A 20,487-nucleotide genomic window follows, 5' to 3' on the forward strand; every position below is an offset into this window, starting at 1 on the left:
CATCGACGCCCATCGAGACGCGACTCAGCCGCCCGGCCCCGACGGCTGAATGGGGGCGCCGTCGCCGTTCTCGGGAAGGTCGCCGCGTTCGACGGGTGCCGCCGGCTCGGTGGGCGCGTCGGAGAACAGCGCCTCCAACTCGGCGTCCGAGGGAACACGCACGGCCTCGGCGGCGTGGCGCAGGTCGTCGAGGGGGGTTTCGTTCGGGCCGATCACCCAGATTGTGGCGCCGTCCCGCGCGACGAAGAACTCGTGCGTGCCACCGCCCTCGCGGTGCCACGATCCGGACTCTTCGGTGCAGGTGACCGCCGCGTCGGGCAGGTCCCAGAGCGGCGTCGCCGCGCAGCCGGCGGCATCGGGTTCTCCCGGCGAGGTGCGGATGGTGATCATGGCCGCGGTCTGCTCGTCGACCCACGTCGCCGACAGGCCGTCGTCGTTCGCCGGCCCGACCGACTGCGACGCGAGGTCGTATCCCTCGACCTGAGTCGTGAAGACCAGTGCGGGGTCGATGTCGAGCAGTGCGGCCTTCTCGGCGATCGAGGCGCTGTCGGCCGGGGTCGGCGTTCCCCCGCAGGCGGTGAGGGTGAGGGAGACGACCGCGGCGAGGCCGACGAGGACCGGAGCACGGGAGGCGGGGCGCATGACAGCATCTTCGCTCAGCCGGCCCGTGCGGTCGACGGCTTGCCCACCGCGGCGGGGTCCAGGGGATGTCGAAGCCTCGGCATCCGTCGGCCGGATCGACGCCCGAGGAACCGTCGGCGGACCGGGTGTCGTCCGTCAGAGCCCGTCGATGAACTCCCGCACCGCCGCCGCGGCGCCGGCTGCGGCCGGGTACGTGTGCTCGCTCGCGGGGAAGACGCCCTCCCGCACCTCTCGGGCGTACGTCTCGACGCCCTCGACCATCGCGTCGCCGAGGGCGGCGTACCGCTTCACGAAGACGGGTGCGCGGCCCTCCGTGATCCCGAGCAGGTCGTGTTGCACGAGCACCTGCCCGTCCGCGGCCCCCGCGCCGATGCCGATGACGGGGATACGGAGTGCCCGGCGGATCTCGTCGACGACATCGGCGGGCACGGCCTCGATGACGAGTATGAAGGCTCCGGCCTCCTGCACGGCGAGCGCATCGCGCGCGACCCGGACCGCCTCATCGGACGTGCGTCCCTGGGCGCGGAGGCCGCCGAGCGCGGTCGCGGTCTGCGGTGTCAGTCCCACGTGCCCGACGACCGGGACTCCGGCTTCGACGATCGCCCGCAGGCGGGAGAGGCGTGCCGGGTTCGCGCCCTCGATCTTGACCGCTTCGGCGCCGGCCTCGTGCACGAAACGGATCGACGTCGCGACCGCCTGTTCGTCACTCAGCTCGGTCGACCCGAACGGCAGGTCGCACAGCAGCAGGGGAGTCTGAAGCGCCCTGCGAACGGCTTTCGACAGCGTCAGCATCTCGTCGAGCGTCACCGACGTGGTGTCGGGGTGTCCCAGCACCACCTGCGCCCCGGAGTCGCCGACCAGCACGATGTCGACCCCCGCGCGCTCGGCCACCCGGCCCGAGGCGTAGTCGTACGCCGTCACCATGACCAGCGGCGTGCCGGCCTCGGCGAGCTCACGGAGCCGGCGAAGCGTCACCTTGCGGCGTGTCATGTCAGGTTCCTCTCGAGGGTGATGCGGTCCTCGGTACCGGGATCGAGCACCACGTTGTCGATGAGTCGCACCTGCCCCACCCGTACGGCGAGCGCGAGCAGCGCCGGGCGCGCGATGTCGGTGAGCGGTTCGAGGCTGTCGGCGTCGACGATCTCCACGTACTCGTGATCCGATCCGACTTCGGTGAGTCCCTCGTGCACGAGGGCGATGAGGCGACTCGTGTTCCGGATGCCGGAGGCGAAGGCATCCTGAGCTGCGCGCAGCGACCGCGGGATGACCGCTGCCAGCTTGCGCTCCTCTGTCGACAACCGCGCGTTTCGGCTGGAGCGGGCCAGGCCGTCGGCGTCACGCGACGTCGGCCGGGTCACGATCTCGACGGGGATGCGGAGGTCGGTGACCATGCGCCGGACGACGACGACCTGCTGGGCGTCCTTCGCGCCGAAGTAGGCGCGGTCGGGTTGGACGGCGAGCAGCAGCTTGGCGACGACCGTGGCGACCCCGTCGAAGTGGGAGCGGCCGCGGACGGCGCCCTCGAGCGTTCCGGTGAGGGCGCCGCCGACCGAAACGGTGGTGGCGAAGCCCGCCGGATACATCTCGGCCGCCGACGGCGCGAAGACGACGTGGGTGCCGACGTTCTCGGCCAGGTCGATGTCGGCCTCCTCGGTGCGCGGATACGCGTCGAGGTCGGCGGCCTCGCCGAACTGGGTCGGGTTGACGAAGATCGACAGCACAACGGTGGCGTTGTCGGCCGCTGCGGCGCGCAGGAGCGAGAGGTGCCCCTCGTGGAGGGCGCCCATGGTCGGCACGAACCCGATCCCTCCGGACCGGCGCGGGGCGAGTACTGCGCGCAGTTCGTCGACGGTGCGCACGATGCGGATTGTCACGGGAGGGACTCGATTCCGGGTCGCTGAGCACTGGCGAGGTCGCGCGTCGCGTCGACGAGCGCGTCGAAGAGCGCCACGCGGTCGGGAAGACGCTCGACGACGGCGCGACGCTGCTGCGCCACCGTGGCGTCGTCGCCGCGCGAGACCGGGCCGGTGAGGGCTGCAGCCGCTCCGCGTTCCGCCCAGTTATCGACGGCGGCACGTACCAGGGGGACCAGGGCGTGTCTGCTGATCCCCGCGGTCGCGGCGAGCTCCTCGGCCATCCCCTCGAGCGTCACGAGGAAGTTCGCGGCCACGGACGCGGCCGCGTGGTAGGCCGCGCGGTCGCGGTCCCGCACCTCCACGCCCGTCATCCCGAGGGCCTCCGCGAGCGCCGAGGCGATGGCGGAAGCCGCGGGAGTCGTCGCGGCGAGGGCGGCCGTCACTCCGACGAACGAAGCTCCGGCCGTCGTGACCGTCATGAGCGGGTGGATGCTGAAGGCGTCATGAGGTCGGAGGACCGACAGGTCGAGTGCCCCCGAGAGGTGACCGACGGTGCGGCCGGGGGCGATCGTGCGCGCGGCGGTGGCGATCGCGGCATCCGGGACCGCGAGGAGCACGATCGCAGCGTCTTCGCCCGACTCGCCCCGACCCGCAGGTCCCACGACCGGCACCTCGGCGGCTGTCAATGCGGCCACGAGTGCGCGCCCCATGCGACCGTCGCCGACGACGAGCACGGGGCCCGGAAGCATCGGGGCGGAGGGGAGGGAAGGCGGTGTCATATGCGTGTGGCGCCGGCCCCTGGGGCGGCTTCGCCGCCTTCCACCGTACTCGCTCTCGCTCCCGGGGGAGCGGTACCCACCGCGCCGTGGAGCGAGGTGGTCCCGTCGGCGGCCACCACGTCGGATTCGGCAGCGGGGGTCCGTCGACGAGACGCGGTCGCCTGCGTGATGCAGGAGATGCTGCCGCTGCGTTCGGGGTCGAGCGGGCGGCGACTCCACCGCGTGACGCATGCCGGCGCTCACGGCAAGTGCTGGCCCGCGGCGCCCGCGCCTGGGACGATTCGCGGATGGATGCCACGACAGACGACACCGCCCTGTTCCCCGATCGGCCGCGCATCGACCCGCGCCGCCCGATCGCCCTGGTCGTCGGCGTGGTCGCGGCGGTGCTGTTCGTGGGCTTGCGTTTCGCCGTGGCCCTCAGCGGATCCGCCCCCCTGCCGATCGATCAGGCGTGGGATGACGCGATGGCGGCGCTGGCGGACCCCGTCGGCGTGATCGTGGCGTGGGTGCCGGCGATCGTGGGCGGAACGATCGGCATGATCATCATCGGGGTCGCGACGACCATCGTCTTCCTCATCGTCCGCCGCCCGTGGGATGCTCTGAACATCGCGGCATCCATCGCCCTCGTGGTGCTGATCGGTGCGCCGCTCGCGGCGGTCATCGCCCGCAGCCGTCCGGCCGACTCGCTCGCCGAGACGGTGGCGACCTCGTTCCCCTCGGGGCACACCGCCGTAGCGACCACCATCGCGCTCACGCTCGCGCTCATCCTGCGGCGCCGATGGGTCTGGATCGTCGGGGCGGTGTGGGTGGTGCTGATGATGTGGAGCCGCACGTACCTGCACGCGCACTGGTTGTCGGACGTCGTGGCCGGCTTTCTCGAGGGCGTCGCCGTGGCCACGCTCGTGTGGGCGATGGTCGAGGTGTGGCGTGTACGCCGCGCGCAACGCCTTCACGCGTCCGCGGAGTGAGCGCTAGGGTTCGCGGATGACCTCCGCAACCGCCGCCGCCGACAAGGCACAGGACTCCACCGCGTTCCGGGTGACCGCCCGCGTCGGCTATGTCGTCCTCGGCCTCCTGCATCTGCTGATCGGTGTCATCGCCGTCTCGATCGCCACCGGCTCCGCCGGCGACAGCGCCGACCAGAGTGGAGCGCTGCAGCAGGTGCGCGACGCACCGCTCGGCATCGCGCTGCTGTGGGTGATCGTGGTGGGACTCGCCGCCCTTGCGGTCTGGCAGATCGCCGAGGCGATCGTGGAGCGCGATCCGGATGCCAAGAAGCGGTGGGCGCACCGCGCGAAGTACGTGGGCACCGCGATCGCCTACGTGGCGATCGCCGCCACGGCCTTCACCCTCGCGACGGGCGGGAGCTCGGAGTCGTCGGAGTCGTCCAAGACCCTCAGCGCGCAGATCCTGGCGATGCCCGGCGGCGTGGCCCTGCTCGTCATCGTCGGCCTCGGCGTCGCCGTGATCGGCGTCGCATTCGTTGTGCGCGGCATCACGCGCGCCTTCGAGAAGAGCCTGTCGATCCCCGGAGGCACCGCGGGTCGGGGCATCCGGGTCTTCGGCACCGTCGGCTACGTCGCCAAGGGCATCGCGGTGGGGGTCGCCGGCATCCTCTTCATCGTCGCCGCGGTCACCCACGACCCGAACGCGGCCGGCGGGATCGATGCGGCGCTGCGATCGCTCGCGAGTCTGCCCTTCGGCCAGATCGTGCTGTGGGTCGTGGGTGCCGGGCTCGTCGTCTATGGCGTGTTCTGCTTCGCCCGCGCCCGCTACGCGCGCATGTGAGAACGCGGGCGAGCCGGAGACGACCGGCGGGGTGCGATCCCCAGAGCGCTCGCAGGTGCGACGGGTAGGACGGAACCACCACCGCAGTGCCGAGGAGGCCCCATGATCGACCTCGCATCCGTCGGCTCCGCCCGGCGCCGCCACGCTTCGTCCCCGCATCGACCCTCCGCCCGCTCGGCTTCCGCGATGGCGATCGTGTTCTCGCTGTTCGCGCTCGCCGGGTGCGCGGCGGAACGGGAGTCGGATGCCGTGCCGCCCGCCGCCGCACCGATCTCGACGCCGCCCGCGAGCGCCGCCGCGCCCACCCCCGGAAACGTCGCCCCGGTCGGGGTGCCCGAGGTCGTGGCATCCGGATTGACGACGCCGTGGTCGGTCGTCTTCGTCGATGACACCGCGCTCGTGAGTCAGCGCGACACGGGGGAGATCCTCGAGATCACGGGCGGGGACACGCGCGTCGTGGGGGAGGTGCCCGATCTCTCAGCGCGCGGAGAGGGCGGACTCCTGGGCATCGCGCACGCCGACGGCTACCTCTACACCTACGTGACGATCCCCGGAGGCAACCGGGTGATGCGGTTTCCGCTCGAGGGCACGCCGGGCTCGTTCTCGCTCGGGGCCGCGCAGACCGTGCTCGATGGCATCCCCTCGGCGAACATCCACAACGGCGGACGGATCGCCTTCGGTCCCGACGGCATGCTGTACGTCACCGCGGGAGACGCCGCCGACCCCGACGCGTCGCAGGACAGGGCGTCGCTGGGCGGCAAGATCCTGCGAGTGACCCCCGAGGGAGAGGTGCCCGCCGACAACCCCTTCCCGGAGTCGCCGGTGTGGAGTCTCGGTCACCGGAACCCGCAGGGCATCGGGTGGGATGCCGACGGCACCATGTACGCGTCGGAGTTCGGGCAGGACACCTGGGACGAGCTCAACGTCATCGAACCCGGTTCGAACTACGGCTGGCCCGAGGTGGAGGGCATCGGCGGACGGGCCGGGTTCGTCGACCCGGTTCAGCAGTGGGCGCCCGCGGATGCCAGTCCGAGCGGACTCGCGGTCGTCGAGGGCGCGGTGGTCATCGCGAACCTGCGGGGTGAGCGCCTCCGTATCGTCCCGACCGGCGACCTCGGCGTGTTCGACGATTATTTCGTAGGTGAATACGGGCGCCTTCGCGATGTCGCGGCGGCCCCGGATGGATCGCTGTGGGTGGTCACGAGCAACACCGATCGCGGTGGCGGCGACTCCGACGTGATCCTGCGGGTTCCCCTGTCTCCGGCGTGAGTCTCATGCCGACGCGGTGATGCGCAGCACGCTCTCGCGGGCGAGACCCGGCGGCACCGGTCTCAGATCCAGCGCCCGGTGGATGGTGAGACCCTCGACCACCGCGTCGAGGATGCGGGCGGTGACGGTGTCGAAGTGGCGTTCGAGGGCGGCGCGGCTGCGCGTCATCCAGTCGGTCGTGAGTATGCGGTAGCGCGCGTCGTGCGCGGCGAGCGTGTACAGCTCGTGTGTGAGCACGAGGTCGCGCTGGTCGCCCAGCAGATCCTGTTCGATGTGGGCGATCAGCGCGTCGAGAGCCTCGGCCCGGGTGCGGGTCGCAGCCATCCGCCGATCGATCTGATCGCTGATCGATGTCGCGAAGCGGGTGAATGCCTCGTGGACGAGCTCCTCCATCCCGGCGAAATGGTAGGTCATCGAGCCGAGGGGCACGTCGGCCGCCGCGGCGACCTTGCGGTGCGAGATGCCCGCGACGCCTTCGGCCACGATGACCGCGAGCGCAGCGTCGATGATGCGATCGCGGCGGTCGGGGTCGAGGCGACGGGCGCGGGCCGGCTCGGCGTTGTTCACGTTCCGATCTGACGCACGACGCGGGCGGGGTTGCCGACGGCGACCACCCCCGACGGGAGGTCTCGCGTAACGACGGCGCCGGCCCCGACGACGGTGTCGTCGCCGATGGTGACGCCGGGGCACACGATGACACCGCCGCCGAGCCACACGTTGTCGCCGATCGTGATCGGCTGTGCGGCCTCGAGCTTGTTTCGTCGGGGTTCGGGATCGACCGGATGCGTCGGCGTGAGCAGCTGCACGTTGGGCCCGATCTGGCAGTCCTCGCCGATGCGGATCTCGGCGACATCGAGCGCGGTGAGGTTGTAGTTCACGAATGACCGCGCCCCGATGTGGATGTTCTCGCCGTAGTCGACGAACAGCGGCGGCTTGACGTAGGCATCCTCGCCGAGGGTGCCCAGCAGTTCCTCGAGGTGCGCGCGGGCGGTGTCGGGTGCCGCGGCGGATTCCACCTGATAGGTGTGCGTCAACTCGAGCGCGCGCTGCGCGAGGCGCGCGCTCTCGGGGTCATCGGCGATGTAGAGCTCGCCCGCGAGCATGCGCTCGCGGTTGGTGCGCGGGTCGCCGGCGAAGTGATCCGTTGTCATGAGGCGACACTACGCGATGTGTACGATCGTACGCACAGCTCTCGCCGGCTGCACCGCTCCGGGGCGCGGGGCAGCTCTGATCGCCGTCTACGGCGTGAGCACCGTCACCCCCGCCTCCGCCAGCGCTGCCGCCAGGTCGGGGGACGGTGGGGCGTCGGTGACGAGGTAGTCGGCCTTCTCGAGCGGCGTCACCTGGGCGAACAGGCGGCGGTCCAGCTTGCTCGAGTCGGCCAGGATGACGGTGCGATCAGCGCGCTGGATCATCTCGCTCATCATCGTGGCGTCGCCGAGATTGCTCGTGGAGTATCCCGAGGCGTCGACCGCGCCCACAGCGATGATCGCGTAATCGCAGCGGATGTCGACCTCGGTGGTGTTCGAGGTCATCGCGAGGGTGACCGGGCCGGTCGTGGCCTGCGTGATGGTGCGAACGGCGCCGCCGAAGATGAAGAGGTCGCGGAAGACGCTGGGGGAGATCTCCGCGGGGATGCGCAGGTTGTTCGTCGCGATCGTCAGGTTGCGGTGGTTGCGCAGCGCCCGGGCGACGGCGAGCGTCGTCGTGCCCGCGTTGAGCATGAGGACGGAGCCGTCTTCGATGAGCTCGACGGCGAGCGCGGCGATGCGCTCCTTCTCCGATATCTGCATCTGCAGACGGACGTCGAGACCCCGGTCGCGGCCGGGCACCGACATCGCGCTCACCGCTCCGCCGTGGGTGCGCACGACGATACCCTCGCGGTCGAGCTGGTCGAGATCTCGGCGCACGGTGTCGATCGAGACTCCGAAGTGCGAGGCGAGATCGACGACGGTGACCTGGCCGGATTCGGCCACGTAGGCGGCGAGTTCCGCTTTGCGCCCTGCCGGCAGTCGGCGCTTCGTCGTGGCTGTGGCTGCATCCATGCCGTCATCTCTAGCACAGAGCAGCACGTGATCCGCGTGAATTTCCGGGAAAACAGCACGTAACAGCACGTAAGGAGCGGTTTCTGCCGCGTATGGCGCGTGGTCGTGCCGGAATAATCACGAATCTGCATCGGACGCTTGACCGCTCCGGCAGAAGAGCGCATACTCATGCTTAAAGCAGCAAGAACGCGCAGAAGAGCGCGAAACAGTGCAGATCTCAACGAGGAGAAACGATGGACAACAGCGGGCGCCGGCGTCGGAACGCCATCAAGCTCGTCGGTGTCGCGGCAGCGGCCACGACCCTCCTGGCGATGGCGGGGTGCTCGTCGAACAGCACCGGAACCGCCGACGGTGGAGGAGACGTCACGATCGAGTTCGCCCAGTGGTGGGAGCCCGAGCTCGGTGACGGCGAGTTCCGCGGTCTCATGGACCAGTTCGAGCAGGAGAACCCCGGCATCAAGGTCGATCTGGTCAGCGGCCCGTACGCCTCGACCAAGGAGCAGCTCTTCGCGGGCGCGGCCTCCGGCACCATGCCCGACGTCGTCGGTCTCGACGGCGCCTGGGTGAGCGACTTCGCGAAGCAGGGCGTGATCGCCGACCTGACGCAGCTCATGAGCGAGGCAGGGTACGACGACAGCCAGCTCGCCAGCCAGATCAAGGTCGACGACAGCACCTACATGATCCCGGTCGTCAACTTCGTCTACCCGATGTTCACCAACGACGGTCTGCTCGCGCAGGCGGGTGTCACTGCTCCGCCCTCGACCCGCAGCGAGTTCGCGGACGCCGCCAAGAAGATCACGGCTCTCGGCGGCGACGTGTCGGGATGGGTGCTCCCCCTCTCGCTCGAGGCGCCCAACGGCGTGCAGAACGACGTCATGTCGTGGGTCTGGGCCTCCGGCGGCTCCATGCTGAAGGACGGCCAGCCCGACCTGACGAACTCCGACGTCTCCGACGCGACCGACTACATCCAGCAGCTCTGGGCCGACGGGGTCATCGCTCCCGGATCCTTCACCATGAAGGAGCAGGACAAGGTCGAGGAGTTCACCAACGGCCGCGTCGGCATGATGATCGACTCGCTCGCGCACATCAACCTCATCCGCGAGTCCAACCCCGACCTCACCTTCTCCATCTCGGCGATCCCGGCCGAGGACGGCTTCTCGGGTGAACGCGGCATCCCCTACGCCTCGTGGGGCATCGGCGTCGCCGAGAACTCCGAGCACAAGGATGCCGCCTTCAAGCTGGTGCAGTTCCTCATGGGCACGGACGTCAACAGCGAGCTGTCGACGATGGCCAAGGCCTTCCCGGGCAACACCGAGAGTGTGCCGACCTTCGTCGAGGACGACGAGCTGTTCAAGACGGCGTTCGAGATCTACAAGGACGGATACCCCGCGAACGAGTTCACGGGTCTGCCCGTCGCCGAGGAGCTCATGCGCCAGTTCGGCACGCAGTTCCAGTCGGCGCTGGACGGTCAGCAGTCGATGAGCGACGCGCTCACCAAGACGCAGGACGAATGGACGTCGGAGTTCTGATCCGACGCTGATCCGGGATGCCGCATCGCCCCCCGCGGTGCGGCATCCCGCTCATCGAAAGCCGCACACCATGACCATGCGCACCCTCACACCCCCCGACACCGAGGTGATCGTCACCGGACGACCGCTCTCGCGCCGCACCCGCCAGCTCCGCAAGGCCGGCGAGGCCTACGCGTTCCTCTCCCCGACCCTGGTCCTTCTGCTCGTCCTCATGATCGTCCCGATCGTGATGGTGATGGGCTACTCGTTCCAGGACAACGTCATCCTGAACAAGAGCCCCGAGGTCGTGGGCGTCGCCAACTACGTCGCGATCCTCACCGACCCGGGCTTCTGGAAGGCCACCGGCAACACCCTCTTCTTCACTCTCACCAGCGTCGCCGCCCACCTCGTGCTGGGTTTGACGTTCGCCATGCTTCTGAACAGCCGACTGATCGGCGCGATCCCCCGAGCGATCTTCCGCGGCCTCTACGTGCTGCCGTGGCTGTTCACCGTCGCTGTGATCGCGGTGCTGTGGCGCATGCTGCTCGCCCCGAACGGCATCGTGAACTTCCTGCTCAATACCGACATCGAGTGGCTCGCCTCTCCGTCGCTCGCGCTCGGCACCGTGACATTCATCAACATCTGGGCCGGATACCCCTTCTTCATGGTGAGCCTGCTCGCGGGTCTCCAGGGCATCCCGAGCGACCTGTACGAGGCGGCGACCGTCGACGGCGCCAGCCCGGCGCAGCGCTTCTGGAACGTCACCATCCCGCAGCTCCGGCCGATCATCGTCAGCCTCGTGCTGCTCGACCTCATCTGGACGTCACAGCAGTTCGCCCTCATCTGGCTGACCACGGGCGGCGGTCCGATCGACGTCACCGAGATGCTCAGCACCTACACCTACAAGCTCGCATTCGCGAAGTACGACTTCTCGATGGCCTCCACCTCGGCGGTGCTGGTCCTGGCGTTGTCGATGATCATCGCGGTGCTCTACGTCCGCCAGCAGAAGGCGAGGGACTGACATGGCCCTGACCACCCCCGCGCGTCAGCGCGCCACCAGCCCCGCGCGTCAGCGCCCCACCCGCACCGCCACGCGACCCCGCACCGCCACGCGACGCCGCGTCGCCCAGACAGGCGTCTTCCTCGGCCTCGTCCTCGGCGCGGTCTTCGCCGCCGGCCCCGTGCTCTGGATGCTGTCGAGCTCGTTCAAGTCGAACACGCAGATCTTCGAGCTTCCCCCGCGGCTGGTCACCGAGACCTTCTCGTTCGACGCCTACATCTCGATCTTTACCAACCCCGAGACCGTGCGCTTCTTCATCAACAGCTACGTGGTGGCGGGAGCGGTCACGATCCTGACGCTGCTCGTCGCGATCCAGGCCGCGTACGCCTTCAGCCGCTTCGAGTTCCGCGGCAAGCGCATCGTCAACGTCATCATCGTGAGCGTCCAGGCCGTGCCGCCGATCACCCTGCTGATCCCGTACTTCGGCCTGATGGTCGGGCTCGGGCTTTACAACACCTACCCGGGCCTCATCTTCACCTACATGGTGTTCACGCTGCCCTACGCGATCATCATGATGACCGGGTACTTCAACACCCTGCCCAAGGAGCTCGACGAGGCCGTCCGCGTCGACGGCGCCGGCTCCTTCACCGCCCTCTGGCGTGTGCTCGTGCCGATCTCGATCCCCGGGATCGTTTCGGTGGGCATCTACACGTTCATGATCGCGTGGAACGAGTTCCTCTTCGCGCTGACCCTCACGCGCACCATCGACATGCGCACCGTGCCGATCGGCATCCAGTTGCTCATGGGACAGCACTCGTACGAGTGGAACCAGATCATGGCGATGAGCATCCTCGGCTCGATCCCCGTGCTGCTGCTCTTCCTGTTCTTCCAGCGCTTCTTCATCAGCGGCCTCACGGCCGGCTCGGTGAAGAGCTAAGCCACCCGACCCCACCCAACAAGGAGAATCTCCGTGCTCTACACCGGCAAGTCCATCCTCGACGTGGCGAACGCCCACAGCTTCGCCATCCCGGCCTTCAACATCAGCGACTGGTCGATGTTCACCGGGATCATGGACATCAGCGAAGAGAAGTCCGCTCCGGTCATCATTGCCATCCACCCCGACGAGGTCTCGCACATCACGACCGACCTGATCGCGGCGATGCGCTCCCGCGCGCACCGCTCGAGCGTGCCCGTCGCCATCCACTGGGACCACGGCGGAACCTACGAGCAGATGATCGTCGCGATCCAGTCGGGCTTCACCTCGGTGATGATCGACGCCTCGCTCGAGCCGTTCGAGCAGAACGTCGCCCTCACCCGCAAGGTCGTCGAGGCCGCGCACGCCGTGGGCGTGCAGGTCGAGGGTGAGCTCGGCACCATCGGCGCGAACGACAGCTACGGAGAATCCGGCGCTGCCGAGATCATCTACACCAACGTGGATGACGCGGTGCGCTTCGTCGAGCAGACCGGTGTCGACAGCCTCGCGATCGCGATCGGCACCTCGCACGGGCTGTACCCGGCCGAGAAGAGCCCCGAACTGCGTCACGACCTTCTCGAGGAGATCAAGGCCGCGGTCGGCATTCCCCTCGTGCTGCACGGCGGCTCGAGCAACCCGGATGCCGAGCTGCGCCGTGCGGTCGAGCTGGGCGTGAACAAGATCAACATCTCCAGCGACATCAAGGTGGCTTACCACGACCGCATGCGCGAGATCCTCGGCACCGACCGGCGTCTCCGCGAGCCCAATGCGATCCAGCCCGAGCCCATCGCCGCCATGAAGATCACCGCGGCGGAGAAGATCGACCTGTTCGGCGCCGCCGGCAAGGCCGACCTGTACTGAGAGATCGGAGACCGGCACCATGGTGGGAGACCTCGTCCTCGGACTCGGCGGCACCGTCGATTATGAGATCGGATGGGATGCCGATGTGCTCTCGGCACTCGCCCGGAGTCACCGCATCCGTCTCGACGAGCTGACCACCACGACGCCGATCATCGACGAGCGCGCGCTCGTCGTGACGGTGCTCGCCTTCCTCGCCACCGGCGGGGGAGGCGAGCGCTTCGTCCTCTCCAGCGACATCGTCGAACGCTTCGCCGCGCACTTCGACGTCGAGATCACCCTCGGCGGCACGGGCGTGCGCGCGGGTATCGCCCTCGACCGCATCGGCGTGCCCACGGTGCAGCACCTCGTGAGCATCGACGACAACGTGCGGCGCCTGCTCCCGGCCACGATGCGCATCGTGTCGTCGGCGACGCGGGACACCCTCGATCCGCACCTCATCGTGCAGTACCCCGAGGCCACGACAGTCGAGCTGATGGATGCCACGGTGACCGCCCCGGCATCCAACCGCCTCATCTTCGCCAACGACGCCCCCAACCGCGAGATGGCGATCGCCGCCGACCTGGGCGAGGCGCTGACGGGAGCAGAGGCCTTCCTCGTCTCCGGCTTCAACACGATGCAGGATGCCGCCCTGCTCGAGCGTCGTCTCGACGACCTCACCGCGGCGATGCGGCACCTCCCCGCCGACGCACTCGTGTACTACGAGGACGCCGGGTTCTATCGGCGTGAGCTGTCGTCGCTCGTGCGCGCACGCTTGCTCGACCGCATCGACGTCTACGGCATGAACGAGGACGAGTTGCAGGAGTACCTCGGTCGCCCGGTCGACCTGCTCTCACCCGACGACGTCGTCGCCGCCCTCGCCGAGGTGCACGAGGTGATCCCTGCGCGGGCGCTCGTGGTGCACACGAAGTACTGGGCGATCGCCGTCGGTCCCGACTCCGCCCGGCATCGCGTGGGTCTCGAGAGTGCGGTGCGCACGGCCGCCACCCGCTACCGACGGGGCGACGCCTGCACGGTGGACGACCTCGACGACACGGCGCGGCTGCCGCGGCACGCCGGGGGCGCGGCGGTCGTCGCGGCGGCGGAGAGCAGGCGGGGGGCGACCGGCGTTCCCGCTTTCGTGGTCGACACCGCGCATCCCACGACCATCGGACTCGGCGACACGTTCGTCGGCGGCTTCCTCGCCGCGGTTCCCGCCGCCGCTCGTCTCGCGACGGCGGTGGCCCTGGAACGCGCGCTCGACGCGACGTCGCCCGTGCGCTGATCTGGTGACCGGCGGAGGAGGGGGGAGCTGAGGAGGACCAACGTGCCCGCCGGGCGCTCCGCTCCTCCCTGCTCCTCCGCTCGTGACGGCGAGCGAGCCTCGCACGCCCGCGGCGTCAGTCGCGGGAGCCGGGCCGATAGGCGTTCCACAGCACGCGCGAATGCCGGGCCTTCGCCCGCTGCACGCCGTTCTCGTCCTTGCGCGCCGCGCTGATCCACTCCGCCAGTCGGCTCGCGATCGCCCCGAGCACCATACGGATGTCGGCGTGCGCGGCGGGCGGGACCGCGGCCTCGGCCGCCGGCATCCGCCCCTTCGGTGCGAGCTCGTCGCGCACGTGCTGCATCGTCAGCCGGGCGACGCCGACCGCGTGGCTGTTGACGACGCAGTGTGCGGCCCCCTCGATCTCCCACCGTCGGGCGGCGGCTGCACGAGCGACCAGACGCGAGTGGAGGCGCCGGGGAGAGGGGCGGTCGAACTCTCCGCGGACGAGCAGCACGGTGGCTCGGCCCGCACCGATGCGATCGGAGATCCGGTATCGCAGCATGTGCGGGAGCGTCTCGAAGAAGTAGAGGAATCCGCACAGCAGGTAGGCCGAGACCGCCAGGAGGGCGATGTGGATCGACTCCCGCACGGTGGACTGCGCGAAGCGCACGGCCTGCAGCAGCGCGTTCGACTCGGTCTCGTCGACCACCGGGCTCACCAGCACCGCGTGCGTCAGGTGACGGCGTCGAGCGAGGACCTCGGTGACGACCTGCGTGCCCATCGAGTGACCGATGAGCACGGGCGCGGTGAGACCGTAGTGATCGAGCACGCCCTCCACCTGATCGGCGAAGAACTGCGCGGTCGGCTGCTCACCGGATGCCGGGACACCGCCGAAGCCGGGCAGGTCGAGGGCGTACACCTCTCCCTCTTCGGCCAGCAGGGGCGCGAGGAACTCGAAGTACGACGAAGCGACCCCGATGCCGGCGACGAGCACGAACGACCGGCCCGTGTCCGTCCCCGTCGAGACGCGTGTCACCCGCGTGCGCGCGTCACCCCGGCGGTACGTGTCGACCTGCACGTCGGCGGGGCGGGAGTCATCAGCCATCAGACCAGGATGCCGTACACGCCTGAACGCCCTGTCAATCCCGGGTCCCGCGCCACGGAACGCGCCTAGCCTCGGCTCATGAGCGATTCCTCCCGTGAAGAAGAGACCCTGGGTGCCGTCCGCGAGGGTGAGAACCCGGCCGAGAAGGACCCGTCCGACTGGGTCACCGGCGACGAGCCGATGACTGCTCCCCAGCGCAGCTACCTCGACACGCTCGCGCGCGAGGCGGGCGAGGAGATCCCCGCCGATCTCAACAAAGCCGAGGCCTCCGAGCAGATCGAGCGCCTGCAGAACGAGACGGGCCGCGGCAACGCCTGATCGAACGCGCGAAGCGCCCCGACACCTGGGATTCAGGTTGTGCGGGGCGCTTCGTCGTTGGGGCACATCTCGCCCATGTCCTCGGTCTCGCTGCGGGCGATGTCATCGAGGAAGTCGGCGACGATGCGCCGTTCCTCCGGACCCAGTCGCGCGGCCGCGGCGACGGCGGACGCACGTCGGACGGCGAGGATGCGACGCGCGGGCGACGCGGCGTCGATGGTCTCGCGCACGACGATGGAGCGCCGGTCACCGGGATACGGCTCCCGCGTCACCCAGCCCGCGTCCGCGAGGCGGTCGATGAGCGCCGTCGTCGCCGCCGACGAGATGCCGAGCATCGCAGCGAGTATGCGGGGGGTGACGGGTTCGGCGTCGTCCGCGCGTTGCAGCAGGAACCGCAGGACTTTCGCATCGTTGGGACCGATGCCCAGGGATTGCAGCGCCGCACGCTCGGAGGCGATGCCCGAATCGGTGAGGTCGTTGAGTGCCTTCACCACGTCGTCCGCTGTCGCCGGGTCTCGCATCTCACCTCCTCGGATATCTCGATGAGTTAGTGTCTTCGGGACCGATCAAGTAGTCAGCCACTCTAATTGCATGGTACCCGCCCTCCACATGCCTGGGCAGGGGGCTGGACGAGCCGGGCTGTCATAAGATGCCCTGGTGGTAAACGGGTCGGAGTCGTCGCGCTACTGGTACGGCGCGAGCGAAGAGGATCGCCGCCGACGCGCCGTCGACGTGCTCCAGGCCTTCCGCGTGTACCGGGCCGCCGAGGTGGCGATGCGGCGACGCACCCGCGACTCGATGTCGATGGGCGAGAACGAGCTCCTCGTCCTGCGATACCTGCTGAGGGCAGCGGGTCAGGAGCGGCAGGTCTCGCCCAGCGAGTTGACGCGCTACCTGGGGGTGTCGACCGCATCCACCACGGCGATCGTCGACCGCCTCGAGAAGTCCGGCCACGTGGTGCGGGTGCCGCACCCCACCGACCGCCGCAGCATCTTCATCGTCGCCACGTCCGCGAGCGACGACGAGGTGCGCGCCACCCTCGGGTCCATGCACTCGCGCATGATGGCGGCCGTGGTCGACATGAGCCCGCAAGAGAGCGCGGCCGTCATCGCCTGCCTGGGCCGGCTGCAGGATGCCGTCGACCAGGTCGACCCGCACCCCGTCGACGCCGATCTCGCTCACTGACCCCGCCGCGCGACGATGAATCCGTGGCTGAGAAGGTCGCCTAGCTACTTTTCCGCGGAGTATTAGGCCCCGGCCGGGCGGCGTGAAACCATCTACGCATGGACGAACGCGCTGTCGAGAAGCGCCCGACCGCGCGCCCGGCTGAGATCGTCGCCGTCGTCGACGGGGTCCCGGTGGCGTCGTTCCACGACGTGGTCACGCGTCTGCGCGCGCAATACCCCGGTGAAGACCCCGCGCACATCGAGGGCGTCGTCCTCCGTGAGTGGGATGCCTTCTCGGCGGGTCGCCCGCTCGTCGTACCGACCGCAGTCGAAGAGGGCGCGCGCGAGATCCTCGATCAACCGCGCGTCTGATTCACGACCCGGGGTGCGGGGGCTCCTCGACGAGAAGCAGCCCGCCCGAGGAGTTGGCCGAGTTCGCGAGGGCTTCGATCCACGCGCGGCTGAGCAGGGCCGGCTCGGGCTCGTCGAACACGAAGCGCAGCGGGATCGACGGGTGCAACCACACCGTGCTGCGTCCCACCTCCTGATCGGGTCCGTGCGTCCACGACAGCGTGAAGCTCTCGCCCCGACGGAGCTTGGTGGCGATGACGACCTTGACGTGCGCCAACGCACGATCGTCTATCTCGATCGGCGTCGCGGCATCTCCGTAGTAAAGCGTTCCCACACGTGCACGTTAGTCTCGCCGCGCGACACCGGCCCGAGGGCTTGATTCGGGCGAGCCGGCATGGCATCCGAGAATGCGGAGGGCGCTCTGTTTTCCTCGACTAGGCTCGTGAACATGGGCAGATTCATCTACGACACCGTGGCCAATGCGGTCGACATCGATGACCGCACGCTGGCGCACCTGCGCATCGTCGTGATGAACAAACTGCGCCGGTCGGAGTCGTTCATGTTCGACGTCGAGGTCGGCGACGGCAGCGGGCGTCGCAGCTTCTGGATGCACCCCTCGGTGCCGATCCAGTTCCACTTCTACGGCAGCCGCCAGCCGCGCATCAACCGCGTCTGGGTCGAAGACCTGATGCTCGCCGCATCCGGCCCGAACGGCCTCGCGATCACACCCGAGCCCAGCGAAGACGCTCACGTCGAAGAAGGCTGATCCCGCGGTCTCCGCGAGCGCCCGCCGCGCTGCGAGGCGGGCTCAGGCCGTGCCGGAATGCGCGGCCGGACTCATGTCTTCCGGAACGAGCAGAATGCCGCCCGAGGAGTTGGCCGAGTCGGCGAGACGCTCGATCCATTCGCGGCTCAGGGTTGCGGGTTCGGCCTCGTCGAAGACGAAGCGCAGGGGGATCGCGGGGTGCAGCCACAGCGTGCTGCGTCCGCGTTCCTCGTCGTCACGGTGACGCCATGAGAGCGTGAAGCTCTCTCCGCGACGCAGCTTGGTCGAGATCACGACCTTGAGGTGGGCGAGAGCACGGTCCTCGATGTGGACGACCGTGCCGCTTCCGCCGTAGTGAATGGTCCCCATGCCGCCACGATACGCCAGAGCACGCGCGAAGTACGCGCCGGATATCACGGTGTCAAGACCACCCGGGGGTGCGCGGGCCACCTGACAAAGTGGTGGGACGCACGGAAGGAGAGCGCCGTGACACACCCCCCGATCCCTCGGCACTCCGAGCCCGCGGACGACCCCGACCTGCCGGAGGTCTTCCGCAGCCTGATCGGCATCGACGTCATCGATGGCGAGTTGGTCCCGCGAGCATCGGAGCCGCCGCCACGGTGAGGCTCCCAGCGGCCTCGTAGTCATCGTCGGTACCGTCGTGCCCATGTCGGATGCGCTGGACGATCAGCAGATCACCGTCTCCGGTGCAGCGCTCAGGGCACTGCGCGACGAGTTCCAACGCTTCCTGATGGAGTACCGGTTCGGGCTCGCCGAGGTCGAGACGAAGATCTCGATCCTGCGCGAAGAGTTCCAGGAGATGCACGCGTACAACCCGATCGAGCACGTCTCGAGCAGGGTGAAGTCGCCCGACAGCCTCGTCGACAAGGTGCGGCGCAAGGGCATCGAGGCCGACTTCGACTCGATCCGGTCCGCAATCACCGACATCGCCGGCATCCGCATCACGTGCAGTTTCGTCGACGACGCGTACCGCCTGTCCGACCTGCTCACTCGGCAGGACGACATCACCGTGCGCGATGTGAAGGACTACATCGCCCAGCCGAAGGCGAACGGCTACAAGAGCCTGCACGTCATCGTCGAGGTGCCCGTCTACCTGTCGACGGGGCGCGTCGACGTGCCCGTCGAGGTGCAGTTCCGCACCATCGCGATGGACTTCTGGGCCAGCCTGGAGCACAAGATCTACTACAAGTACGACCGCCTCGTGCCGGCCGAGCTGCTGGACGAGTTGAAGAACGCCGCCGACACCGCGTCGGAACTCGATGCGCGCATGGAGCGACTTCATCGCGAGATCCGCGGCCCGCGTCCGGGCATCGTCTCGCTCTGAGCGCGCGGCGAGCGGGTGGTCACGCCCCTCCCGGGTGGGGAGAATAGGAGGATGAGCGACGACGACGCACGCCTCGACGAGGTCGCCGTCGATCTGCTCGCCCTGCCGCCCGCGCGGTTCACCGCAGCCCGCAACGAACGCGCCGCCGAGATCGGCGGAGGTGTCGGCCGCCGGATCGCCAAGCTGCGCAAGCCCACCGTCGCCGCGTGGGCCGTGAACCTGCTCGTGCGCGACGGGCAGCTCGGCGAAGCGGTGGAGCTGTCGCGCGCGCTGCACGAGGCGCAGGACGACCGGGACGCCGCCGAGCTCGCGCGGCTCGGACGTCAACGACGGCAGCTGGTGTCGGCACTCGCCCGCCGCGCAGGTGAACTGGCCGCCGGGGCGGGCACACCGTTGAGCGCGGCGATGGCGGATGCCGTGGAGAAGAGCGTGAATGCCGCGATCGTCGACGAGACGGCCGCCGCCGCGATTCTGACGGGCCGTCTCGTGTCAGCGATCGACCTGGCCGCTCTCGAGGACGACGCCCTCGGCCAGGCGGTCGCCGGCTCGCTCCCCGACGCCCTGCCGACGCCTCCCCCGCGCGACGACCTCGCCGCCCGCCGCGCGCGCAAGGCCGCCGAGCGGGCGGTGCGCGAGGCGGAGCGGGCGCACACCGACGCCGAGCGCGAGCGGACCTCGGTCGAGAAGAAGCTCGCCGCGGCACGCGAGAAAGCCGACCGCGCGTACGAGCGTGTGGACGCTCTTCGCGTCGACCTTGCGCGCGCCGAGAAAGACGCTGCGGATGCCGATACTGCCGTGCAGCGGCGGGAGGGCGAGCACAAAGATGCCACCGACGCGGCGCGCACGGCCCGGCGTGCCGTCGACCGCGCCGAGGCCGAGCGAGACGCCGAGGCGCAGCGAGACGTGGGGGGCGGGGCATGATCGACGGGTCGGTGGACGAGATGCTCGCCGCCGCTCGCGCGCGCCTCGACGACGCGCCGCGCGAACGGCTGGGGGAGTTGCAGGAGGGGCGCCGCCTGCTCGGCATTCCTCGCGCGGCCCGCATCGCCTCGCGTGGGACGGCCTGGCACCTGGGGGTGCTGCTCCTCACCGACGACGGCCTGCTCGCCACCGGCGACATCGTGCGCTCGCGCGCTGAGGTGCGTCGCGGCTTCGCGGCCGAGTCGCAGCGGCGTCGGGCGGAGCTGTCGGCCGCGGCCGCTCGGGGCGGTGTTCCCGAAGGGGAGACCGTGCACATCGGGTGGCATCCGATCGACCTCGCCCACCTCGACGCAGCATCGAGCCCGCTGGCCGTGCGCGGGGGAGAGACGCTCGTGAGATGGAGCGCGGCCGGCGGCTACATGCCCCTCGCGCGCTACCTCGACGAGCGGATCGACCTTCTGCGCCATCCCCCGGAACGGGCATAGGCAGCCGCGCGCATAGTCGGGGCGGGGGGACCTGTCAACAGCGGTGACTGCGGTCCGAGCCCGAAA

Annotated in this window: 27 protein-coding genes; 16 read left to right on the forward strand and 11 right to left on the reverse strand. The window is 69.4% G+C overall.

Annotated elements, in window-relative coordinates:
* Positions 1-24 precede the first annotated feature (24 nt).
* The 4 genes from ACXKZF_RS02110 to ACXKZF_RS02125 all read right to left on the reverse strand — a co-directional run bounded on the left by ACXKZF_RS02110 (position 25) and on the right by ACXKZF_RS02125 (position 3,247).
* The gene (locus tag ACXKZF_RS02110) at positions 25-642 is read right to left on the reverse strand and encodes a hypothetical protein (protein WP_488985259.1); all 618 of its coding nucleotides are present in this window, start codon (positions 640-642) and stop codon (positions 25-27) included.
* A gap of 135 nt (positions 643-777) precedes the next feature.
* Entirely contained in the window at positions 778-1,632 is an 855-nt protein-coding gene (panB, locus tag ACXKZF_RS02115; protein ID WP_488985260.1) for a 3-methyl-2-oxobutanoate hydroxymethyltransferase, read from the reverse strand.
* Positions 1,629-2,510: a pantoate--beta-alanine ligase gene (gene panC / locus ACXKZF_RS02120; protein ID WP_488986025.1), complete on the reverse strand. Its 882-nt coding sequence runs from the start codon at positions 2,508-2,510 to the stop codon at positions 1,629-1,631. The genes panB and panC overlap by 4 nt, the downstream gene beginning before the upstream one ends.
* Positions 2,511-2,512: 2 nt before the next feature.
* Positions 2,513-3,247, reverse strand: a complete 735-nt coding sequence (locus ACXKZF_RS02125; RefSeq protein WP_488985261.1) for a DUF2520 domain-containing protein — start codon at positions 3,245-3,247, stop codon at positions 2,513-2,515.
* 317 nt (positions 3,248-3,564) lie between these two features.
* Here ACXKZF_RS02125 and ACXKZF_RS02130 point away from each other — a divergent pair, with 317 nt between their 5' ends.
* From ACXKZF_RS02130 to ACXKZF_RS02140, 3 genes are all read left to right on the forward strand, one after another.
* Entirely contained in the window at positions 3,565-4,245 is a 681-nt protein-coding gene (locus ACXKZF_RS02130; protein WP_488985262.1) for a phosphatase PAP2 family protein, read from the forward strand.
* A gap of 16 nt (positions 4,246-4,261) precedes the next feature.
* Positions 4,262-5,065, forward strand: a complete 804-nt coding sequence (locus tag ACXKZF_RS02135; protein WP_055959460.1) for a DUF1206 domain-containing protein — start codon at positions 4,262-4,264, stop codon at positions 5,063-5,065.
* 102 nt (positions 5,066-5,167) lie between these two features.
* Positions 5,168-6,334 carry a PQQ-dependent sugar dehydrogenase gene (locus ACXKZF_RS02140; RefSeq protein WP_488985263.1) on the forward strand — a complete coding sequence of 389 codons (1,167 nt, stop codon included), beginning with the start codon at positions 5,168-5,170 and terminating at the stop codon, positions 6,332-6,334.
* A 3-nt stretch (positions 6,335-6,337) separates the two neighbouring features.
* On the opposite strand, the gene ACXKZF_RS02145 is transcribed toward ACXKZF_RS02140, so the two are convergent.
* The 3 genes from ACXKZF_RS02145 to ACXKZF_RS02155 form a co-directional block, all read right to left on the reverse strand.
* Entirely contained in the window at positions 6,338-6,901 is a 564-nt protein-coding gene (locus ACXKZF_RS02145; protein ID WP_488985264.1) for a TetR/AcrR family transcriptional regulator, read from the reverse strand.
* A complete protein-coding gene (locus ACXKZF_RS02150) occupies positions 6,898-7,485 on the reverse strand; it encodes a sugar O-acetyltransferase (RefSeq protein ID WP_488985265.1) in 588 nt (195 codons plus the stop codon). The genes ACXKZF_RS02145 and ACXKZF_RS02150 overlap by 4 nt, the downstream gene beginning before the upstream one ends.
* An 87-nt stretch (positions 7,486-7,572) precedes the next feature.
* Positions 7,573-8,379, reverse strand: a complete 807-nt coding sequence (locus ACXKZF_RS02155) for a DeoR/GlpR family DNA-binding transcription regulator (RefSeq protein ID WP_488985266.1) — start codon at positions 8,377-8,379, stop codon at positions 7,573-7,575.
* A 233-nt stretch (positions 8,380-8,612) separates the two neighbouring features.
* Between ACXKZF_RS02155 and ACXKZF_RS02160 the strand changes: the two genes are divergently transcribed.
* From ACXKZF_RS02160 to ACXKZF_RS02180, 5 genes are all read left to right on the forward strand, one after another.
* Positions 8,613-9,908, forward strand: coding sequence for an ABC transporter substrate-binding protein (locus ACXKZF_RS02160; protein WP_055959453.1), 1,296 nt, complete (start codon positions 8,613-8,615; stop codon positions 9,906-9,908).
* 70 nt (positions 9,909-9,978) lie between these two features.
* Positions 9,979-10,908, forward strand: a complete 930-nt coding sequence (locus tag ACXKZF_RS02165) for a carbohydrate ABC transporter permease (protein ID WP_243223454.1) — start codon at positions 9,979-9,981, stop codon at positions 10,906-10,908.
* Position 10,909: 1 nt separating this feature from the next.
* A complete protein-coding gene (locus ACXKZF_RS02170; RefSeq protein WP_243223455.1) occupies positions 10,910-11,824 on the forward strand; it encodes a carbohydrate ABC transporter permease in 915 nt (304 codons plus the stop codon).
* Between the two features lie 33 nt (positions 11,825-11,857).
* A complete protein-coding gene (locus tag ACXKZF_RS02175; RefSeq protein WP_055959449.1) occupies positions 11,858-12,721 on the forward strand; it encodes a ketose-bisphosphate aldolase in 864 nt (287 codons plus the stop codon).
* A gap of 19 nt (positions 12,722-12,740) precedes the next feature.
* Positions 12,741-13,982 (forward strand): ADP-dependent glucokinase/phosphofructokinase, encoded by a 1,242-nt coding sequence (locus ACXKZF_RS02180; protein WP_055959447.1) that lies wholly within the window; start codon positions 12,741-12,743, stop codon positions 13,980-13,982.
* Between the two features lie 115 nt (positions 13,983-14,097).
* Here the strand turns inward: ACXKZF_RS02180 and ACXKZF_RS02185 are convergent, their stop codons facing one another.
* Positions 14,098-15,069 (reverse strand): alpha/beta fold hydrolase, encoded by a 972-nt coding sequence (locus ACXKZF_RS02185; protein WP_488985267.1) that lies wholly within the window; start codon positions 15,067-15,069, stop codon positions 14,098-14,100.
* A 78-nt stretch (positions 15,070-15,147) separates the two neighbouring features.
* Here ACXKZF_RS02185 and ACXKZF_RS02190 point away from each other — a divergent pair, with 78 nt between their 5' ends.
* Positions 15,148-15,387, forward strand: coding sequence for a DUF3072 domain-containing protein (locus tag ACXKZF_RS02190; RefSeq protein ID WP_055960210.1), 240 nt, complete (start codon positions 15,148-15,150; stop codon positions 15,385-15,387).
* Between the two features lie 32 nt (positions 15,388-15,419).
* Here ACXKZF_RS02190 and ACXKZF_RS02195 read toward each other — a convergent pair whose 3' ends face one another.
* Positions 15,420-15,908, reverse strand: coding sequence for a MarR family winged helix-turn-helix transcriptional regulator (locus ACXKZF_RS02195; protein ID WP_055959445.1), 489 nt, complete (start codon positions 15,906-15,908; stop codon positions 15,420-15,422).
* Between the two features lie 133 nt (positions 15,909-16,041).
* Between ACXKZF_RS02195 and ACXKZF_RS02200 the strand changes: the two genes are divergently transcribed.
* Entirely contained in the window at positions 16,042-16,572 is a 531-nt protein-coding gene (locus ACXKZF_RS02200) for a MarR family winged helix-turn-helix transcriptional regulator (RefSeq protein ID WP_488986026.1), read from the forward strand.
* Positions 16,573-16,670: 98 nt separating this feature from the next.
* Positions 16,671-16,925: a three-helix bundle dimerization domain-containing protein gene (locus ACXKZF_RS02205; protein WP_055959441.1), complete on the forward strand. Its 255-nt coding sequence runs from the start codon at positions 16,671-16,673 to the stop codon at positions 16,923-16,925.
* A gap of 1 nt (position 16,926) precedes the next feature.
* On the opposite strand, the gene ACXKZF_RS02210 is transcribed toward ACXKZF_RS02205, so the two are convergent.
* Entirely contained in the window at positions 16,927-17,238 is a 312-nt protein-coding gene (locus tag ACXKZF_RS02210; protein WP_055959439.1) for a DUF7882 family protein, read from the reverse strand.
* A 114-nt stretch (positions 17,239-17,352) separates the two neighbouring features.
* On the opposite strand from ACXKZF_RS02210, the gene ACXKZF_RS02215 reads away from it, so the two are divergent.
* Positions 17,353-17,670, forward strand: coding sequence for a DUF7882 family protein (locus tag ACXKZF_RS02215; RefSeq protein ID WP_055959437.1), 318 nt, complete (start codon positions 17,353-17,355; stop codon positions 17,668-17,670).
* A 42-nt stretch (positions 17,671-17,712) separates the two neighbouring features.
* Here the strand turns inward: ACXKZF_RS02215 and ACXKZF_RS02220 are convergent, their stop codons facing one another.
* On the reverse strand, positions 17,713-18,039 hold the full coding sequence (locus tag ACXKZF_RS02220) for a DUF7882 family protein (protein WP_055959435.1): 327 nt from the start codon (positions 18,037-18,039) through the stop codon (positions 17,713-17,715).
* A 117-nt stretch (positions 18,040-18,156) separates the two neighbouring features.
* Here ACXKZF_RS02220 and ACXKZF_RS02225 point away from each other — a divergent pair, with 117 nt between their 5' ends.
* The 4 genes from ACXKZF_RS02225 to ACXKZF_RS02240 are packed head-to-tail and all read left to right on the forward strand — an operon-like array spanning position 18,157 to position 20,421.
* Positions 18,157-18,294 carry a hypothetical protein gene (locus ACXKZF_RS02225; protein ID WP_314456961.1) on the forward strand — a complete coding sequence of 46 codons (138 nt, stop codon included), beginning with the start codon at positions 18,157-18,159 and terminating at the stop codon, positions 18,292-18,294.
* A gap of 43 nt (positions 18,295-18,337) precedes the next feature.
* Complete coding sequence (locus tag ACXKZF_RS02230; RefSeq protein ID WP_055959433.1) at positions 18,338-19,015, forward strand: GTP pyrophosphokinase; 678 nt, start codon at positions 18,338-18,340, stop codon at positions 19,013-19,015.
* A gap of 51 nt (positions 19,016-19,066) precedes the next feature.
* Positions 19,067-19,936 (forward strand): transposase, encoded by an 870-nt coding sequence (locus ACXKZF_RS02235; protein ID WP_488985268.1) that lies wholly within the window; start codon positions 19,067-19,069, stop codon positions 19,934-19,936.
* A complete protein-coding gene (locus ACXKZF_RS02240) occupies positions 19,933-20,421 on the forward strand; it encodes a glutaminase (RefSeq protein ID WP_488985269.1) in 489 nt (162 codons plus the stop codon). Before ACXKZF_RS02235 ends, ACXKZF_RS02240 begins: the two co-directional genes overlap by 4 nt.
* Positions 20,422-20,487: the final 66 nt, after the last annotated feature.

This window comes from Microbacterium sp. ABR10 (genome assembly GCF_057812175.1).

What these genes read in the sequence shown, in the direction of transcription:
- ACXKZF_RS02235 (WP_488985268.1), top strand. Translation starts at nt 19,067, where the DNA reads ATGAGCGACGACGACGCACGCCTCGACGAGGTCGCCGTCGATCTGCTC.
- ACXKZF_RS02215 (WP_055959437.1), top strand. Translation starts at nt 17,353, where the DNA reads ATGGGCAGATTCATCTACGACACCGTGGCCAATGCGGTCGACATCGAT.
- ACXKZF_RS02185 (WP_488985267.1), bottom strand. Translation starts at nt 15,069, where the DNA reads ATGGCTGATGACTCCCGCCCCGCCGACGTGCAGGTCGACACGTACCGC.
- ACXKZF_RS02150 (WP_488985265.1), bottom strand. Translation starts at nt 7,485, where the DNA reads ATGACAACGGATCACTTCGCCGGCGACCCGCGCACCAACCGCGAGCGC.
- ACXKZF_RS02170 (WP_243223455.1), top strand. Translation starts at nt 10,910, where the DNA reads ATGGCCCTGACCACCCCCGCGCGTCAGCGCGCCACCAGCCCCGCGCGT.
- ACXKZF_RS02240 (WP_488985269.1), top strand. Translation starts at nt 19,933, where the DNA reads ATGATCGACGGGTCGGTGGACGAGATGCTCGCCGCCGCTCGCGCGCGC.
- ACXKZF_RS02165 (WP_243223454.1), top strand. Translation starts at nt 9,979, where the DNA reads ATGACCATGCGCACCCTCACACCCCCCGACACCGAGGTGATCGTCACC.
- panB (WP_488985260.1), bottom strand. Translation starts at nt 1,632, where the DNA reads ATGACACGCCGCAAGGTGACGCTTCGCCGGCTCCGTGAGCTCGCCGAG.
- ACXKZF_RS02110 (WP_488985259.1), bottom strand. Translation starts at nt 642, where the DNA reads ATGCGCCCCGCCTCCCGTGCTCCGGTCCTCGTCGGCCTCGCCGCGGTC.
- ACXKZF_RS02125 (WP_488985261.1), bottom strand. Translation starts at nt 3,247, where the DNA reads ATGCTTCCGGGCCCCGTGCTCGTCGTCGGCGACGGTCGCATGGGGCGC.
- ACXKZF_RS02195 (WP_055959445.1), bottom strand. Translation starts at nt 15,908, where the DNA reads ATGCGAGACCCGGCGACAGCGGACGACGTGGTGAAGGCACTCAACGAC.
- ACXKZF_RS02140 (WP_488985263.1), top strand. Translation starts at nt 5,168, where the DNA reads ATGATCGACCTCGCATCCGTCGGCTCCGCCCGGCGCCGCCACGCTTCG.
- ACXKZF_RS02205 (WP_055959441.1), top strand. Translation starts at nt 16,671, where the DNA reads ATGGACGAACGCGCTGTCGAGAAGCGCCCGACCGCGCGCCCGGCTGAG.
- ACXKZF_RS02180 (WP_055959447.1), top strand. Translation starts at nt 12,741, where the DNA reads ATGGTGGGAGACCTCGTCCTCGGACTCGGCGGCACCGTCGATTATGAG.
- ACXKZF_RS02230 (WP_055959433.1), top strand. Translation starts at nt 18,338, where the DNA reads ATGTCGGATGCGCTGGACGATCAGCAGATCACCGTCTCCGGTGCAGCG.
- ACXKZF_RS02160 (WP_055959453.1), top strand. Translation starts at nt 8,613, where the DNA reads ATGGACAACAGCGGGCGCCGGCGTCGGAACGCCATCAAGCTCGTCGGT.
- ACXKZF_RS02190 (WP_055960210.1), top strand. Translation starts at nt 15,148, where the DNA reads ATGAGCGATTCCTCCCGTGAAGAAGAGACCCTGGGTGCCGTCCGCGAG.
- ACXKZF_RS02155 (WP_488985266.1), bottom strand. Translation starts at nt 8,379, where the DNA reads ATGGATGCAGCCACAGCCACGACGAAGCGCCGACTGCCGGCAGGGCGC.
- ACXKZF_RS02135 (WP_055959460.1), top strand. Translation starts at nt 4,262, where the DNA reads ATGACCTCCGCAACCGCCGCCGCCGACAAGGCACAGGACTCCACCGCG.
- ACXKZF_RS02130 (WP_488985262.1), top strand. Translation starts at nt 3,565, where the DNA reads ATGGATGCCACGACAGACGACACCGCCCTGTTCCCCGATCGGCCGCGC.
- ACXKZF_RS02220 (WP_055959435.1), bottom strand. Translation starts at nt 18,039, where the DNA reads ATGGGGACCATTCACTACGGCGGAAGCGGCACGGTCGTCCACATCGAG.